This is a genomic window from Nereida ignava (assembly GCF_001049735.1).
Lineage (GTDB): Bacteria > Pseudomonadota > Alphaproteobacteria > Rhodobacterales > Rhodobacteraceae > Nereida > Nereida ignava.
On the sequence record NZ_CVPC01000010.1, the window covers coordinates 35,152 to 51,753 of the forward strand.

Below are 16,602 nucleotides of genomic sequence, written 5' to 3' on the forward strand. Positions count from 1 at the left end.
GGCTATCGCGCGGATGGACCACGCAGCGGTTTGGGTTCTGCAAAATAACTAAGGACGAACGCAGGTTGGCCGCGCAGAATTGTTCCGTCTGGTGTTTCAGACAGGCCAACCAGCACCCCGCCCCGTTCAAAAAATGCAATGCAGCTTGGGCCAAATGTGCGGGCCGTTTGCAAAAATAACTCAGCCAAATTTGCGTTATCCTGCGCGGTCAACTGATCGCCCGTGACTTTTGCGGTGGTGCTTTTACCGTCCGTGCACAGCCGCGCGCCCTCAGGCCGAAGGGTGTCCGTGACCGTCATCACCGCCCCAAGATCCGCATCAAGAATAAAGGTTGAGCGCGCCTGAACCGTGCCGTCAATGCGCGCTTGGTACGTTGAAATCATCTCGCAGCTATCGGTCTCCAGGTCGTAGTTTGCACACTCAAACGGAGTTGCAGCAGTGCGCTTCAGCAGCTCTTGAAAGCCAATTCGGTCTTGCGGGCCAACGCGCAAACTACACGCTGTGAGCAATGCAGATGCAAACATCAAACCAGCAACAACAGCCGCGCGGCGCAGCGGGTGGATCATACGAATTGTTCCTGAATGAGCCGTTCTTCCAACCCATGCCCGGGGTCAAACAAAATGCGGTGCGCAATCGAAGGGTCCGAGTGGATTTCCACGCTGGCCACATTGTTCACACTGCGGCTGTCTGCATCGGCCATCACGGGGCGCTTGGCAGGGTTGACCACCTCAAAGCGGACCTTGGCAGTCTTTGGCAAAAGCGCCCCGCGCCAGCGCCGGGGCCGGAACGCCGCCATCGCCGTGAGGGCCAAAACATCCGAACCGATTGGCAAAATCGGACCGTGGGCCGAGTAGTTGTACGCCGTTGAGCCCGCAGGCGTCGAGACAAGCGCACCGTCACACACCAGTTCTTTCATGCGCAGTTTGTCGTCCACATAAATCCGAAGTTTGGCCGCTTGCGGACCTGCGCGCAGCAGAGATACTTCGTTGATCGCCAATGCCTCGTGGACCGTGTCATCAACGGTTTTTGCAATCATCGACAGCGGGTTGATGACCTCTTCTTCAGCCGCAGCAAGCCGAAACGGCAGATCATCCGCGTGATATTCGTTCATCAAAAAGCCAACAGTGCCGCGGTTCATGCCGTAAACAGGTGTATCGAGGTGCTGGGTTGCGTGCAAAGTTTGCAGCATAAACCCGTCACCGCCCAAGGCCACAATCACTTCGGCCTGTCCAAGATCCGCATTGCCATACCGCGCGCTTAACACCTCCAACGCGCTCTGGGCGGTCTGCGTATCGCTTGCCGCAAAGGCGATTTTGGGAAGCTGCCCCATGGGAGTTTTCCTTTAGGCTCATGGACGTTGCGTAAAGACATCGCCTGTGCCGATGTGAAACGCAAGCCGCCTATGGCGACCTTTCGTCACCGCTTTCATCACCATTATGACGGAAACGGGCCTTTTTCCGATAGGAAACATGCGCTAACTTAGCGCCAAACCGCCCGTGCGCGGTGCTTAACTCAAAAGGATGCTGCCATGAACGCCCCACACCGTGATGATGGATTTTTCACAGAAACCCTCGAGACACGCGATCCGGCTCTCTATGCTGCGATGCAGGCCGAACTTGGCCGCCAGCGTAACGAGATCGAGCTGATCGCCTCTGAAAACATTGTGTCTGCAGCGGTGATGGAAGCCCAAGGCGGCGTGATGACCAACAAATACGCCGAAGGCTATTCGGGCCGCCGCTACTACGGTGGATGCCAGCACGTGGACGTGGCAGAAGACTTGGCAATTGAGCGCGCCAAAGAGCTGTTCGGCTGCGGTTTTGCAAACGTTCAGCCCAACTCAGGCTCACAGGCGAACCAAGGTGTGTTTCAGGCGTTGCTTGCACCGGGTGCGACTATTTTGGGGATGTCGCTGGACGCGGGTGGTCACTTGACCCACGGCGCGCGCCCGAACCAATCAGGCAAGTGGTTCAACGCCGTTCAGTACGGTGTGCGCAAAGAAGACAATCTGCTGGATTACGATGAGGTCCAACGCCTTGCGACCGAGCATAACCCCGACATGATCATCGCTGGCGGCTCTGCCATTCCGCGGGTCATTGATTTTGCCCGCATGCGCGAAATTGCAGACAGCGTCGGTGCGTATCTATTGGTGGACATGGCTCACTTTGCAGGTCTGGTTGCGACGGGTCTGTACCCCTCGCCGTTCCCACATGCGCACGCGGCCACAACGACCACACACAAAACATTGCGCGGCCCACGCGGCGGCATGATCCTGACCAACGACGAAGCTTTGGCCAAGAAGTTCAACTCTGCGATTTTCCCTGGCATCCAAGGCGGCCCGTTGATGCACGTCATCGCCGGTAAAGCTGTGGCATTTGGCGAGGCTCTGCGCCCCGAGTTCCAAAGCTACCAATCCCAAGTGATCAAGAACGCCCAAGCGTTGGCAGATCAACTCATCAAAGGTGGGTTGGACATTGTTACGGGTGGCACCGACACGCACCTGATGCTGGTCGATCTGCGTCCAAAAGGCGTGAAAGGCAACACAACAGAAGAGGCGCTTGAGCGCGCGCATATCACTTGCAACAAAAACGGCATTCCGTTTGACCCAGAAAAGCCGATGGTCACATCTGGCCTGCGTTTGGGCACACCTGCAGGCACAACGCGCGGCTTTACCGAAGTTGAATTCCGCCAAGTAGGTGACCTGATTGTTGAGGTCGTAAACGGTCTTGCAGCAAACGGACCAGACGAAAACGGGGACGTGGAAAAAGCAGTTGCGGCAAAAGTTGAAGCACTTTGCGCACAGTTCCCGATTTACCCAAACCTGTGATCAATGCCCGTGGCGCGGAGCCAACCTAAACATAGCCGCGCCACACCAGCAGCCCCACAAAGGCAGCACCGGTGATCAAAAGCGCAAACGCTACGCGCCCCAAGATACCAAGAACAAAACCCACGCGCCGGTCGCGTGGGTTTATTTCGTTTAGATAAAGGCACACCTCGGAATGCGCGCGCGCGACTGCGGCGGGATCGATCTGTTTTGCCAGTTGCGGGTGCTCTGCCACCGTCGCCGCGTGGGCCAGCAACCGCCCTTTTGCGCGGACACGGCGGGGCAGTACCGCGCCGCTGCGTGCAAGCTGATCGCTTAGGGTTTTGCCACGTACAGACAGTTTCTCGCGCAGTAAGGACGCGACTTCATCTGCTTTGTGCTGGATATCTTGAGGGGTCATGGGGTATCCGAATACTATGTTACACCACCTCGTATACGGCGACGAAACCGCCCTTCCAACGCTTTTCATCGGGCACGGCTTGTTCGGCTCTGCGCGCAACTGGAACGTCATTGCCAAGCGTCTGTCAGACAGCCGCCGCGTTGTTGTGATTGATCAGCGCAACCACGGTGCAAGTGCGCACACAGCAACACACAGCTATCCAGAAATGGCCGCTGATTTGGCCGAAGTGATTACCGCGTTTGGTGGCAAGGGCGACGTGGTCGGCCACTCTATGGGCGGTAAAGCCGCGATGGTCATGGCCTTGCAGCATCCCGCCCTAGTGAACCGCCTTTTGGTCGCCGACATCGCGCCCGTGACATACACGCACACACAAATGGACGTGCTGAACGCCGCACGGGCCACTGATTTAAACGTGGATAGCCGCTCGGCGCTGGATATCCCGATCGATGACAAAGCCGTTGCTGCGTTTCTTGCGCAAAGCGTTGATATAAAGGCTAAGAAATGGCTGCTGAACCTTGATACGCTTGCGAACGAAATGGAAAAGATCATCGGCTTTCCACACATAGAAGCTACGTTCACCGGACCCACATTGTTCTTAAGCGGTGCCAATAGTGACTATGTCACGCCAGCCCATCGCCCCGCCATCAAAGAGCTTTTTCCAGACGCAAAATTTGCCAAACTACCGGAAGCAGGGCATTGGTTACACGCCGAAAAGCCACGCGAATTTGAGGCAACCGTCCGATATTTCATGGACTGAAGGGAGGGGTATCGCGCCCTAACGCGCCCTAGCCTGCATCCGCAGTTTTGCGGTGCACAATCACAAGGTCCATCACATTTGTCCCCGTGGGACCCGTGACCAATTGATCACCAGTGGTGCGGAAAAACGCGCCCGAGTTGGCCAAGCGGATCGCCTCATCCGCGCCATCAGCTGCGCGAAAACTGTGACCATCCACAATCGCGCCGGCACCAGCACTTACCCCGTCCGAACCATCAGTGCCCGCGACCAGAATACTCAGGTCACTGCGTCCTGAAATGCGGCGCGCAAGTTCAAGCGCAAGGCCTTGGTTCCGCCCGCCCTCGCCCGGGTTATCGGGCAGTTGGACCGTGGGCTCGCCGCCAAAAATGTAAACCCCCTCGGGGGCCGCACCGCCATCCACAGTCGCCAAAATATCGCCCGCAACCTCATTGATATCACCATAAAGCGTTTCCGCATTGTGGTGCACGTGCATCCCTAAAGTCGTGGCCTGTGCCGCAGCGGCATCCCGCGCCACCGCGTTTGAGCCAACGATATGGCAGCTATAACGCAGCGTGCCGCCGCCATAAGCACCAATGCCAGAACCAATCACATCGATCCCGTCACCTTGCACATCTGAAATGGCCAGCACGTCCGCCCGCCGTCCGGCAAATGCCGCCAAAAGTTTACCGCCTTTGATACGCGAATGGGCAATGCGTTCTGCGTTGATTTGGCCGATGGTGCTGCCGTTTGAGAGCGCAATTTTCGTCCGCTCCATCAGGCTTTCCAAACTCATCCCACTTGGCAACGCCTCAACCAACGCGGACGCGCCGCCGGAGACCAGCATCAACAAACGGCTATCAGGGGCGCAGTCTTGGACGAAAGCCAAAGCCGCTTCCCCCGCAGCGATTGACCGCGCGCAGGGCATCGGATGCGAGGCTTCGCGTATCTCAACATGCCGCAGATCAGGCGCACCGTCGGCGTGGCCATCTTTGGTAATAATCAAAGCAGGCGTGGCGGCGCGCACATTCTCAGGCAGGCCCATATACATCGCATAAGCGGCCTTGCCCACGGCAAGAATACGGTCTGGCGCCTGGGTAAAACGCTGCGCAAAAGCACGCGCAACCGCGGGTTCACCCTTCACTGCATCTACGCCTGCTTCAAAAAGGTGGCGCAGTGCATCGCTTGTGTTTGAGCTATCAAAACTGTTCATTTGCAAAGCTTAGCGAGCGTGTAAAGCGCGCGCAATTCGCATCGTAGAATATATGCTTGATCGGCGGGACCTGCGCCGGAAACGCAATCCCAACATACAAAGATATGTTGACCTTTGGTCCCACAGCGCCAAACCATACCACAGGCCCAAATCGGAGATAACGCCCATGCTTAGCACACAAAATGCCACGCCCATTTCGCCGCTTTGTTTTGGCTGCATGCAATTTGGTGGCACCGCCGATGAGGCCAACAGCCGCGCGATGTATGATGCGTGCCGCACCGCAGGGATCAATTTTTTCGACACGGCGCACCTTTATACGGGCGGCGTCTCAGAGGAGTTTTTGGGGGCCTTTGCCGCCAGCGAGCGCGATGATTTATACATTGCAACCAAGGCCGGATATACGGGCGGCAGCACCGCCAGCAACATTTTCACTACCTTCGACATCAGCCGCCAGCGCCTTGGCATGGACATGGTCGACGCGCTGTATCTGCACCGTTGGGACGACAACACCCCCCTTGAGGAAACATTTGAGGCGCTTGCAACCCTGCAGGCCGACGGCAAAATCCGCCACATCGGCGTGTCCAACTTTGCCGCTTGGCAAGTCATGAAAGCGCAAGCTGTCGCACAGAAACTGGGCACCAAAATTGATATGTTTCAGCCGATGTATTCATTGGTGAAACGCCAAGCCGAGGTTGAAATCCTTCCCATGGCACAGGCCGAGGGGATTGCCATTGTGCCCTATTCCCCCCTAGGCGGTGGCCTTTTGACCGGCAAATACAGCACGGGCGCGCAAGGGAGGCTTTCAACAGACGAGCGTTATGCTGCCCGCTACGGTCAAGAATGGATGTATCAAACCGCAGCTGATCTTGCGGCTCTTGCAGAAGAAATGGGGCATGCACCAGCCAGTCTGGCCGTGGCATGGGCCGCGCGTCACAGCGGCGTCACAGCACCGATTATCAGCGCCCGAAACGCCGAACAACTGGCCCCTTCATTGGCCGCACTGAAGATTTCCCTAAGCGACAAAGACTACGCCCGCATCGCCGCCCTGTCGCCCACACCAGCGCCAGCAACAGACAGGCTTGAAGAAGCTTAGACTGCCTTCTCAACAACTATTGCACGCGCTAAACCGCTGATGTGAAATGCAGGAACTAGGCAGATCAAACAGTGGACAAAACCGCAGATTATTTCGCTGAAATCGTAACTAGGCGGGCAACTGGGCTGATCGGCTCTCGAAAGATTATCGCGATCTCAGGCCCTCCTGCTTCGGGAAAATCGACCGTTGCGGAGGCTGTAGTTGCATCGCTGACTGCTATGGAAAAAACGGCGACTTTGGTGCCGATGGATGGATTTCATTTAGACAACGCGGTGCTTGAAAGATCGGGTAATTTGGCGCGCAAAGGAGCCCCTGAGACGTTCGATGCAGATGGGTTTGTGCATCTTGTTTCGCGGATCGCGAACGGCACAGGAACAGTTTACGCACCAGTTTTTGATCGGTCCCGCGATCTCGCCGTTGCTGGGGCTCAACTGATCCCGAAGCATGCCGAGTTTGTGATTGTTGAGGGCAATTATCTGATGCTGAACGCTGCACCTTGGGACCAATTGCGGCAGTTCTGGACCCTAAGCGTGGCGATTTCAGCCCAGATGGACGTACTTGAACAGCGGCTGATGGAGCGGTGGGCGGATTATGGCATCGCCCCCGATGAGGCCCGCGCCAAAGTGCAGGGCAACGACTTGAGGAACGCCAGAATGGTTCTGCAAAATAGTGCACCAAGCGATCTGATGCTGAACTAGCACGCTCATACGGAGCGCCCTTGCGCAGGATTAGGGCTTAATTTCGTAAAAACTTGTCAAAACACAGGATTATTTTGACCGTATACAACGGCATACTGTCGACGCGCGCAGATTCATCCGCTAAGGAAATGACAAATCACACTCGCGAGGTTTCTCATGTCAGACATTATCTACACAAAAGTGGACGAAGCGCCCGAACTTGCGTCCGCATCTTTCCTGCCGATCATCCAGAAATTTGCAAAGGCCGCAGGCGTATCTGTCGGCACAAAGGACATCAGCCTCGCAGGTCGTATTTTGGCAACGTTCCCAGAGCACCTTAGCGAAGAGCAACGCCAGTCAGACGATTTGGCTGAACTTGGCCGTTTGGTGAAAACCCCCGATGCCAACGTAATCAAGCTGCCCAACATCTCGGCATCTGTGCCACAACTGGTCGCGGCAGTGAAAGAGTTGCAATCCCAAGGCTATGCCCTGCCCGATTATCCAGAGACACCAACCACGCCCGAAGAAATTGCGGTCCGCGCAAAATATGACGGGATCAAAGGGTCTGCGGTGAACCCTGTTCTGCGCGAAGGCAACTCTGATCGTCGTGCGGCCAAAGCGGTTAAAGCATTCGCCCAAAACAACCCCCACCGGATGGGCGAGTGGACCGCAGACAGCAAAACGCGCGTCTCTGCGATGAGCGGTGGTGACTTCTTCTCAAACGAAGTTTCAACAACCCTTAGCGCTGATGCGGATGTGAAGATTGTGCTTGAAACTGCGTCTGGTGATACGGTTCTGAAAGACGGCCTGTCCTTTCCTAAAGGCACCGTAGTTGACGCGACCTTCATGAGTGCGCGCGCGCTTGATGCGTTTCTTGCGGATGAGATCGCAAAGACAAAATCCGAAGGCACATTGTTCTCGCTGCACATGAAAGCAACGATGATGAAGGTGTCTGACCCGATCATCTTTGGTCACGCGGTGAAGGCGTTCTTGGCGCCGGTCTTTGAAAAGCACGGGTCTGCAATGGCCGAGCTTGGCGTGAACCCGAACTCTGGCTTGGGTGACTTGTTGGCCCGCGTCAAAGACCAGCCTGCTATCATGGCTGACATTGATGCGTGCATGGCTGACCGTCCCCCGATGTATATGGTCGATTCCGACAAAGGTATCACGAACTTACACGTGCCTTCTGATGTCATCATCGATGCATCCATGCCCGCCTTAATCCGCGCCGGCGGCAAAGGTTGGGGTCCTGATGGGGCTGAAAGCGACGCAAACTGTGTGATCCCCGATAACTCATATGCGCCAGTTTACGACGAGACGATCAAGTTCTTTAAGGCCAATGGAAAGCTGAACCCAGCAACGGCCGGCACAGTGCAAAACATTGGCCTGATGGCTCAAAAAGCCGAAGAATACGGCTCACACCCCACCACTTTTGAAATCCCTGAAGCAGGCACCGTAAAGATGGTACTGGCCGACGGCACTGTGTTGCACAGCCACGCGGTTGAAGCAGGTGACATCTGGCGTTCTGCATCTGCGCGCCAATCGCCGATCGAGGACTGGGTGAACTTGGCCATCGACCGTCAAAAAGCCGAAGGCTGTGAGGCGATTTTCTGGCTGGACGAAAACCGCGCCCATGACGCTGAGCTGATCGCTTATGTGAAGCCAATCCTTGAGGCCCGCGGCCTCAGCGACACGTTCAAAATCATGGCCCCACGCGAAGCAACACGCGCATCGCTCGAGACCATCACCGCGGGTCGCAACAGCATCGCCATCACCGGCAACGTCCTGCGCGACTACCTGACAGACTTGTTCCCGATCCTTGAATTGGCGACCTCGGCCAAAATGCTGTCGATCGTGAAACTGATGAACGGTGGCGGCCTGTTTGAAACAGGAGCGGGCGGCTCTGCACCCAAGCACGTTCAACAGCTGATGGAGCAAAACCACCTGCGTTGGGATAGCCTTGGGGAATTCTGCGCATTGGGTGAAAGCCTGCAGTTCCTAGCGGATGCAAAGGGCAACGAAAAGGCTCGTGTTTTGGGTCAAGCCGTTGATGCAGCCACCCAAGGCATCTTGGATAACGACCGCTCACCGTCGCGCAAAGTAGGTGAGCCGGATAACCGTGACAGCCACTACTGGTTTGCCCGCTACTGGGCCGAGGCACTAGCCGCACAAGACGCCGACGCGGATCTTGCGGCACATTTCGCACCAATTGCAGAAGCCCTGCGTGAGAACGAAGCACAGATCGTTGCAGAAATCGCAGCGGCCCAAGGAAGCCCTGCGGACCTTGGTGGTTACTTCCACACGGACCCTGTCAAAACAGCAACGGTCATGCGCGCTTCAGCAACCCTGAACAGCATCATCGGCTAATACGACTGGTTTAAGTATGCAGAACCGCGCGCTCCGTATTGGGGCGCGCGTTTTTTTACGCCTATCCAGCATGTGCCCCACCCCCAACTTTCCGTGCACACCACTGTCTTTGTAACTGCGACACTTACGTCAGTACGTTCAGTTTTAATTTGACATCACGCCTCCCAAACCTCTATCGGGCCAAAACGCGATAGGAGAGATGTCATGCGCAGTGTCAGTCTAAAGGCTGAAATTGAGGCCGTGTTCGTTGTTACCCTTGCCTATGTCACATTGTTTGCCGTGACCTTTTTGTTCGTTATGCCCGTCCAAGGTACGTATTTTCATTGGTTGCCAATGAACATCAGCCTTTTGTTTTTGCCCCATGGTGTCCGGCTGTTGTCCATCTATCTTTTCGGGTGGAAGGCGTTGTTCTACCTTCTACCCGGCCACATAATTACGTGGGCATATCAATCGTTTATGCTGGGCAGTGAGCAAGATGTTTTCTCTGCTGTTGTCTCAATCGCCGCTAGCTTTTTCGCCGTTTGTCTGGTGTTCCGCACATGGACACGTCACAGCGAGAGTGAGCTGCGCTCTCATTGGCAACTGATCTTGATTGCTGGCGCACTTGCGTCAATCGGCAACGGGTTGGGGCACGCCTTTATCTATGGCGGCCAGCTTGATGTGGCATGGCTGACCTTGGCGGGGGGCTATCTTATTGGGGATGTCACGGGGCTATTTGCCTTGCTCATGGCCCTGATTTTCGTCTCGCGGTGGTACCGTATTTGGTCAAATAAAGTTTGACGGTGTGAAAACCGAATCTTGCGTGTGTAAAAAACAGTGTCATAGTTCTCCGCATTCACAGACCAGATACTTGCAAAAAAGTCTGGCGCTTAACAACGGGAACAAAGACATGAAAAAAACACTGCTTGCGACAGCATTCGTAGGACTTGGCCTGCCTACGGCCGCTATGGCCGATTGCGGCGAAGTCTCCATTGCTGAAATGAACTGGGCCTCTGGCCAGATCATCACGCGCATCACCGAATTCCTGATGGTCCAAGGATACGGATGTGACGTCACTGTTGTCCCATCCGCAACCACGACTGCGATCACATCACTTGCAGAAAACAACGAGCCTGACATCGTGCCAGAGCTTTGGGTGAACTCTGCACCTGCGTATTTTGACCTCGAAGCCGAGGGCAAGCTGGTCAAAGCATCAGACGTATTTGCCGAAGGCGGCAGCGAAAACTGGTGGGTGCCTGACTACCTTGTCGCAGCGCACCCAGAGCTTGCAACAATCGAGGGCGTTCTTGCTAACCCCGATCTTGTTGGCGGTCGCTTCCACAACTGCCCAGACGGCTGGGGTTGCCGCATTGCGAATGACAACCTTGTCAAAGCGTTCGATTTTGACGGCAAAGGCATGGAAGTCTTCAACCACGGTTCCGGTGAAACGCTGGCCGCAACGATGGCTGCAGCCTATGAGAACCAAGAGCCATGGTTCGGCTACTACTGGGGACCAACTGCGGTACTTGGCCGTTACAACATGGTTGCCGTCGACATGGGACCATACGACGCCGAAATCCACGCGTGTAACCAGACCCAAGATTGCGCTGCACCGCAAATCTCGGCCTACCCTGCAGCGCCTGTTTTGACAGTTGTCACATCGGACTTTGCCGAGCGTAACCCAGATGTATTTGAGTTGGTCAGCAACATCTCGTTCGGCACACAAGAGCTGAGCAATCTGTTGGCATGGCAGAAAGACAACAAAGCATCTGCAGAAGAAGCAACAGTGCACTTCCTGACAACCAACCAAGACACATGGAAGTCATGGATCAACGAAGGTGCAGCCACAAAGCTTGGCGCGATCTTCAAGTAAATTCACAAAGTAACTCAGGCGCCGCAGGATATTGTGGCGCCTGAATTTTTGACCTGCACAAGAAATGCCTCGCGGAACAACAACACTGGCGCCGCGTTCTACTAAGCGGACGGTAGCACCACGTTTGTTTGCTGACCCAAGCCCTCAATCCCCAAGCTGACAGTCTCGCCCCCATGCAAAAAGCGCGGTGGGTTTTGCCCCATGCCAACACCGGGTGGTGTGCCTGTTGAGATGACGTCCCCGGGCTGAAGGCTCATGAACTGACTACAATACGAAATAAGATGCGGGACTTTGAAAATCAGCGTCGATGTTGAGCCCGACTGCATCCGCACCCCATCCACATCAAGCCACATAGACAGATCATTCACGTTTGAGATTTCATCAGGCGTCACAAGCCAAGGACCCGTGGGGCCGAACGTGTCACAACCCTTTCCCTTGTCCCATGTGCCCGACCGGTTCAGTTGGAAATCACGCTCAGACACGTCGTTGACAACACAAAAGCCTGCAACATGGTCCATCGCGTTGGCTTCATCAATGTAGCTGCCACCCTGTCCGATCACGACGCCCAGCTCAACTTCCCAATCAGTTTTGGTACTGCCACGCGGCACCTGAATTGGATCGTTGGGGCCACAAACAGCAGAGGTCCATTTGCTGAAAATTATCGGCTCGGCAGGGATATCCATGCCCGCTTCGGCAGCATGATCCGCGTAGTTCAAACCAATACAGATGAACTTCCCAATTCCGCCGACACAGGCCCCAAGGCGCAGGTTCTCTTGTGGCGTCCCCGTAACAAGCGGCAGGCTTGCCGGATCGATCCCAGCCAACCGTGTGATGCTGTCGGGCAAAAGTGCATTTCCCCCCACATCATCAATCAAACCAGACAGGTCGCGTACGTGGCCAGTTGCGTCCAGCATTCCTGGCTTTTCCGCACCTTCGGCACCGTATCTTACAAGCTTCATTGCGCTCTCCTTTGAATAAGATTTGGCAGTATGAATGCCCCGCCTACGGCAAAGTTAATCAATAGCGCGTCGCGGAGACAAGACGGCAAGTGGACCCCGTCCTACCACTCCACGCTTGGCGCCAGAAACTTCAACAGCGCGCGAGACTGAACCGTAATGCTGTCGCGGTCGCGCATTGCAATGCGCGCGTTAGATCAGCTTGATGCCGTAAGACCCACGTTTATGACGGCTGTTCCGAGTATTTACTTGTTGCTGCTGAAACGGATTGCCGAAACTGGATGGTCACCTGACGGCTGTTCTATTCGCGCACTGTTTTGCGGTTCAGACGCCATAAACCGAGAAACAATCGAGGCCGTTGAAAGCGCTTTTCAAGCCCCGCTTCGCCAATGGTACGGCATGGGGGAAGTCTCTCCTATGCTGGCATTCTGCCCCCTTCCACCTGCCGACATACCATCCAATGCAGTGGGCAAAGTTGTGCCCCCTTGGGACGTTCAGATAATGGGCGAAGACGGCAAGCAAGTATCTGTAAATGTTGAAGGAGAGATCGTGGCAACTGGTGGCCTCGTACACCCACGGCTTGAGACCGAGGCCCAAAAAGGCAACCCATCCATTGTAGGCGATTGGTATCATACCCGTGACCTTGGATACCTTGACGGTGATGGGTTTCTTTATGTCACGGGGCGTGTTGATGACCGGATCAACCGCGGCGGCAAAAAAGTATACCCCAAGGAAATTGAAAACGCGTTTCTCACCCATCAAGCCGTAGCACAGGCCGTAGTCTTTGGCGTACCCGATGAACTTTACGGCGAGCGCATCGGCGCATTGGTTGTCTTGGCGCATGACCATACGGAGACTGAAGACAAGCTTCGGGCATACGTCAGCGCTCGTGTGGCTGACTATAAAATGCCCGAATACATAAAGATTGTTGAGAACATCCCGTTAAATCAGATGGGCAAAATCAGCCGCAAAACCCTTGCTGGTGAGTTGGAAATCGACAACGTGATGGCGCAAAGGCGACTTGCCCGCTCTCATGTCAAACCAGCAACCAAAACTGAAAAGCAGCTGATGTCCATCTTCGAGGAGCTGTTCGAAAAGGTGAACATCAGCACGACCGATGACTTCTTTGCTTTGGGTGGAGACTCCCTTTCATCCCTAAAGCTGCTGCTCGCTATTGAGGAAACATTTGCCATCAAAACCACGCCAGCAGAGCTTTTTCACCAACCCACGGTGCAAGCACTTGCCGCTTTGATTGAGGATCGTCGCACCTACGAACCAATGCATCCGGCGCCACAAGAAGACCCACAAATCAAAGAGGCGCTTGTGCCCATCAAGAAAGGTGGGGACAGTGTTCCACTTTTCCTCGTGCTCGCTGGTATGAACCCACCATCGGCATATCTGTCGCTATCACGTCATCTGGCACCCGAGCGTCCAGTCTACGCCTTACGTCCGCTCAGCAAAAAGGACGTGCCGATATTGCAAACCCGCATAGATGACATCGTATCGCACTACATTGAGCGTATTCTAGATGTCTGGCCCGGCGGACCGTTCTTGGTGGGTGGCTTTTGCGACGGCGGAATTTTTGCATTCGAACTTGCACAGCGATTGCAAGAAATGGGACATGAGGTAATTTTTGTCGGCCTTATTGATACGATCGATTATGAGGCAAAACGTCGGGATGATGCCGAGGATATTCGGGTCGTCGAGGGAAGGCGTCGGCATCTTCGATATTGCCGGATACTTGAAAAGGGCCAAGAGCCGTCAAAGCGTTTGTCCAGCAAAATAGACGTAGAGATGGTTCTTAGGCTCGCAAAAGAAGGGTACTCACCCAAGGTCTTTGATGGCCAACTGACCCTTTTTCGCGCACTTGATGAGGCCAAATGGGATATCCCGCAGCGTGTCAAAATTGATGATCCGAACTTCGGATGGCAGAGGCGCAGCACAAAGGGGTTGGATGTTCATGACATCCCGGGAACACACCTTGGCATTCTGCGTAAACCCCACGTAGAGAAATTGGGGGCACTGATGGAAACAAGTATCACAGCAGCATTAAAGACGTATGGAGCGTCCTAATGCAGGTCCCTGACACAAACCGCGAACGCCCCCTCATCGTGATTGGCGTGATGACAAAGCAAGCCAGTCCCAAGCTTAAGCGCTTGCTGAGCAGTTTAGCAAAACTGACGATGCCAATGCATCATGATCTCTGCCTCATCATAGTTCAAAATCAGCGTGACATTACGTTGGCACAAACAGTTGAGGCTGCGAATTTTACGTTTCCCGTTATGGTTATTGCAGAACCGGTTGAGGGCGTTGCATCTGCGCGGAACCGGCTATTGGCTGAAGCCGACGTCCTTGGCGCAAAGCTATTTCTTGGCGTGAACGATGACCAAGCCGTTTGTGAAGATTGGGTCATTGCATTTGAGAAAGCTGAGGAAATACTGCCGAATTGTGACGCATTAGTGGGGTGGGTTCAGCACGAATTTGAAGGCAGGCGATCCCCGTGGATGAGCCCGCCCGATGTGGGCCGCGAAGGTTTGGGTGAACGCAGGGCAGTACTCACCATGGACAATTATGCCTTGAGACGCTCTGTATTTTCCAAATCAGCAGGCCTCGGCATGCGGTTTGACACTCAGTTCAACGGGACAGGCAAAGAAGAATTAGAATTTTTCAGACGCTTCGAACGTGCCCTAAAGCTTAAATGCGGAACAGTTCCCCAAGCGCTTTCATACCATTTGATACGCGACGGCCAAGCAACAGTGCGTGCGATGCTCGCGAACAAATGGCGCGACTGCATTGTGCATTACCAATTCCTCATCGACATCATTCCAACCAACAAGAGCAAATCAGAAATAGACGCCTACCGGATCATTTGGGGCCTCGCCCTTTTGGCGTTTGGTCGGGCAGTCATGCAATTGTTAGGCGCAGTCAAAGGATCGGGTGGCTTTTCGCACCGCCTAAAGCAAAACCTCGGGCGCGCGCTTTGTGAGTTCGTAGGTTTTGTGGCATTTTTTGGTGTCAGCGTTCAAAACGCAATTGGTCGGAAATAACCCCACCGCACTATAGGAATACACCAAGGACAAATACGAAAAATGGCACGTACCAACCTGCACGCTGGCACGCCCCAAGATAGTTGCTACACCCGCTTCAAAACACGCAAACGGCTGTCCCACTCACCACGGTCAACATAGCACCCCCGAAGATGGCGGAAGCCTGTCGACGGATCAAAAGCCTCGCGGCCATGCATAACGCGACGGTTGTCAAAAACCACCATTTCGCCGCCACACAAGCGAAAAGCGATGCCATAAGCGGGATCACGGGTCATTTGCATGAATTTGCGGTACGCACGGTAAAACGCGGTCATAGTGCTTGGATCAAGGTCGAGAATATCCGCAAGATGTGCGTTAAAACACACTTCGCGAACTTCACCTTTGGCCCCGAGTTCTATCACACGCTTGCGCGAACGGATGTCCGTTTCATTGTCATGAAACCGAAACGGAACTGATACAGTCGACAGTATGTCAAATGCCTGAGGATCAGCTGTCCGCAAATCCTCAGCAACCGCAGCGCCATCACAAAATGTGGACCCGCCGCCTTGGGCCTCGTTGGCAATGCAGTGCAGGAACTGGTAGCCCGGAGGCGCATCTTGATTTGTCAGATCAGTGTGCAGAGGCAGCGCATCCGATGTGTAGGCAAGGTTAATCGGGTCGGGTTTGGACATGACCTCAAACGTCACGCCAAAATTGGTCTCGCGCAGATGCCCGATGCGGCGCGCAACTGTTTCGCCCGCCTCTGGATCATCAGCCAAGCCTGTCACAATCGACAAGCCATATCTTTTTGTCTGCTCAAGCCACTCAGCCAGGGCATCATTTGACGACATAAGTGCGCTGGCATCTTTGCGCGGCACACCGTGGTCGCCAAGCTCGGCGCGCCAAGGAACAGGTGCAATATCCGCGGGATCATAGCGTACTTGTCCAGGCCGATGCGCCTTAACCCAATCAAGATCAAATCGACTTGGCGTCGCCCCTGGCGTCCATGTCAGGATCAAGGCATCGGCAGTGATTTCAGCCTTATGCGGCGCGAGGTCAAGCGGCACACTGGTAAGGTCAAAGTCACGCTCGCCTGTTTTGGCATGAAAGCCGGAAGGGTCGCTGTCACGCAGCCAAATATACGGAAACTGGCCGACGGTGCCGTCAGGCCAAGATATCTCAAGGCTCTCGGCCCCAGATGTAAGGTTCGGTGTCATAGGTATCTCCGATGAGAGTGTGATGTCAGAAAACTGAAAATAGACGCTCACCTAACAGGGGGGCGGCCACCACTCCTGAGCCTTACCGTGCGGGTGGCCCAGACATCTTCCCAACACAGCGCACATGGCTCCTCCCGAAATGCTACCACTCGACTAGAGCACGAACAGCGATACGATCAAAGAAATTCTTGAGCGGCTACTCTAGCGACGCTTACGTGAAAACACAACGCAATAACCGATGTGTACT

General features: G+C 54.8%; 15 protein-coding genes. 9 read left to right on the forward strand and 6 right to left on the reverse strand.

Annotation, left to right across the window (positions count from 1 at the left end; translation table 11 throughout):
- Positions 1 to 2 precede the first annotated feature (2 nt).
- Positions 3 to 566, reverse strand: coding sequence for a hypothetical protein (locus tag NIG5292_RS09550; protein WP_048599312.1), 564 nt, complete (start codon positions 564 to 566; stop codon positions 3 to 5).
- Positions 563 to 1,330 (reverse strand): NAD kinase, encoded by a 768-nt coding sequence (locus NIG5292_RS09555; protein ID WP_048599313.1) that lies wholly within the window; start codon positions 1,328 to 1,330, stop codon positions 563 to 565. The genes NIG5292_RS09550 and NIG5292_RS09555 overlap by 4 nt, the downstream gene beginning before the upstream one ends.
- A 198-nt stretch (positions 1,331 to 1,528) precedes the next feature.
- On the opposite strand from NIG5292_RS09555, the gene glyA reads away from it, so the two are divergent.
- Positions 1,529 to 2,824 (forward strand): serine hydroxymethyltransferase, encoded by a 1,296-nt coding sequence (gene glyA / locus NIG5292_RS09560; RefSeq protein WP_048599314.1) that lies wholly within the window; start codon positions 1,529 to 1,531, stop codon positions 2,822 to 2,824.
- Between the two features lie 25 nt (positions 2,825 to 2,849).
- Here glyA and NIG5292_RS09565 read toward each other — a convergent pair whose 3' ends face one another.
- Positions 2,850 to 3,221 carry a hypothetical protein gene (locus NIG5292_RS09565; protein ID WP_048599315.1) on the reverse strand — a complete coding sequence of 124 codons (372 nt, stop codon included), beginning with the start codon at positions 3,219 to 3,221 and terminating at the stop codon, positions 2,850 to 2,852.
- Positions 3,222 to 3,237: 16 nt separating this feature from the next.
- Here NIG5292_RS09565 and NIG5292_RS09570 point away from each other — a divergent pair, with 16 nt between their 5' ends.
- Positions 3,238 to 3,978: an alpha/beta fold hydrolase gene (locus NIG5292_RS09570; protein ID WP_048599316.1), complete on the forward strand. Its 741-nt coding sequence runs from the start codon at positions 3,238 to 3,240 to the stop codon at positions 3,976 to 3,978.
- Positions 3,979 to 4,006: 28 nt separating this feature from the next.
- Here NIG5292_RS09570 and NIG5292_RS09575 read toward each other — a convergent pair whose 3' ends face one another.
- The gene (locus tag NIG5292_RS09575; protein WP_048599317.1) at positions 4,007 to 5,167 is read right to left on the reverse strand and encodes a DUF4147 domain-containing protein; all 1,161 of its coding nucleotides are present in this window, start codon (positions 5,165 to 5,167) and stop codon (positions 4,007 to 4,009) included.
- Between the two features lie 166 nt (positions 5,168 to 5,333).
- Between NIG5292_RS09575 and NIG5292_RS09580 the strand changes: the two genes are divergently transcribed.
- From NIG5292_RS09580 to NIG5292_RS09600, 5 genes are all read left to right on the forward strand, one after another.
- Positions 5,334 to 6,260, forward strand: a complete 927-nt coding sequence (locus NIG5292_RS09580) for an aldo/keto reductase (protein ID WP_048599318.1) — start codon at positions 5,334 to 5,336, stop codon at positions 6,258 to 6,260.
- Between the two features lie 71 nt (positions 6,261 to 6,331).
- Positions 6,332 to 6,958, forward strand: coding sequence for a nucleoside triphosphate hydrolase (locus NIG5292_RS09585; protein ID WP_074842139.1), 627 nt, complete (start codon positions 6,332 to 6,334; stop codon positions 6,956 to 6,958).
- Positions 6,959 to 7,114: 156 nt separating this feature from the next.
- Entirely contained in the window at positions 7,115 to 9,304 is a 2,190-nt protein-coding gene (locus tag NIG5292_RS09590) for an NADP-dependent isocitrate dehydrogenase (protein ID WP_048599319.1), read from the forward strand.
- A gap of 204 nt (positions 9,305 to 9,508) precedes the next feature.
- The gene (locus NIG5292_RS09595) at positions 9,509 to 10,084 is read left to right on the forward strand and encodes a hypothetical protein (RefSeq protein WP_048599320.1); all 576 of its coding nucleotides are present in this window, start codon (positions 9,509 to 9,511) and stop codon (positions 10,082 to 10,084) included.
- A gap of 109 nt (positions 10,085 to 10,193) precedes the next feature.
- The gene (locus NIG5292_RS09600; protein WP_048599368.1) at positions 10,194 to 11,156 is read left to right on the forward strand and encodes an ABC transporter substrate-binding protein; all 963 of its coding nucleotides are present in this window, start codon (positions 10,194 to 10,196) and stop codon (positions 11,154 to 11,156) included.
- A 101-nt stretch (positions 11,157 to 11,257) separates the two neighbouring features.
- Here the strand turns inward: NIG5292_RS09600 and NIG5292_RS09605 are convergent, their stop codons facing one another.
- The gene (locus NIG5292_RS09605) at positions 11,258 to 12,115 is read right to left on the reverse strand and encodes a fumarylacetoacetate hydrolase family protein (RefSeq protein ID WP_048599321.1); all 858 of its coding nucleotides are present in this window, start codon (positions 12,113 to 12,115) and stop codon (positions 11,258 to 11,260) included.
- Between the two features lie 156 nt (positions 12,116 to 12,271).
- Between NIG5292_RS09605 and NIG5292_RS09610 the strand changes: the two genes are divergently transcribed.
- On the forward strand, positions 12,272 to 14,185 hold the full coding sequence (locus tag NIG5292_RS09610) for a thioesterase domain-containing protein (RefSeq protein ID WP_048599322.1): 1,914 nt from the start codon (positions 12,272 to 12,274) through the stop codon (positions 14,183 to 14,185).
- A complete protein-coding gene (locus tag NIG5292_RS09615) occupies positions 14,185 to 15,159 on the forward strand; it encodes a glycosyltransferase family 2 protein (protein ID WP_048599323.1) in 975 nt (324 codons plus the stop codon). The genes NIG5292_RS09610 and NIG5292_RS09615 overlap by 1 nt, the downstream gene beginning before the upstream one ends.
- Before the next feature lie 86 nt (positions 15,160 to 15,245).
- Here the strand turns inward: NIG5292_RS09615 and NIG5292_RS09620 are convergent, their stop codons facing one another.
- Positions 15,246 to 16,355, reverse strand: a complete 1,110-nt coding sequence (locus NIG5292_RS09620; protein WP_048599324.1) for a TauD/TfdA family dioxygenase — start codon at positions 16,353 to 16,355, stop codon at positions 15,246 to 15,248.
- Positions 16,356 to 16,602 lie beyond the last annotated feature (247 nt).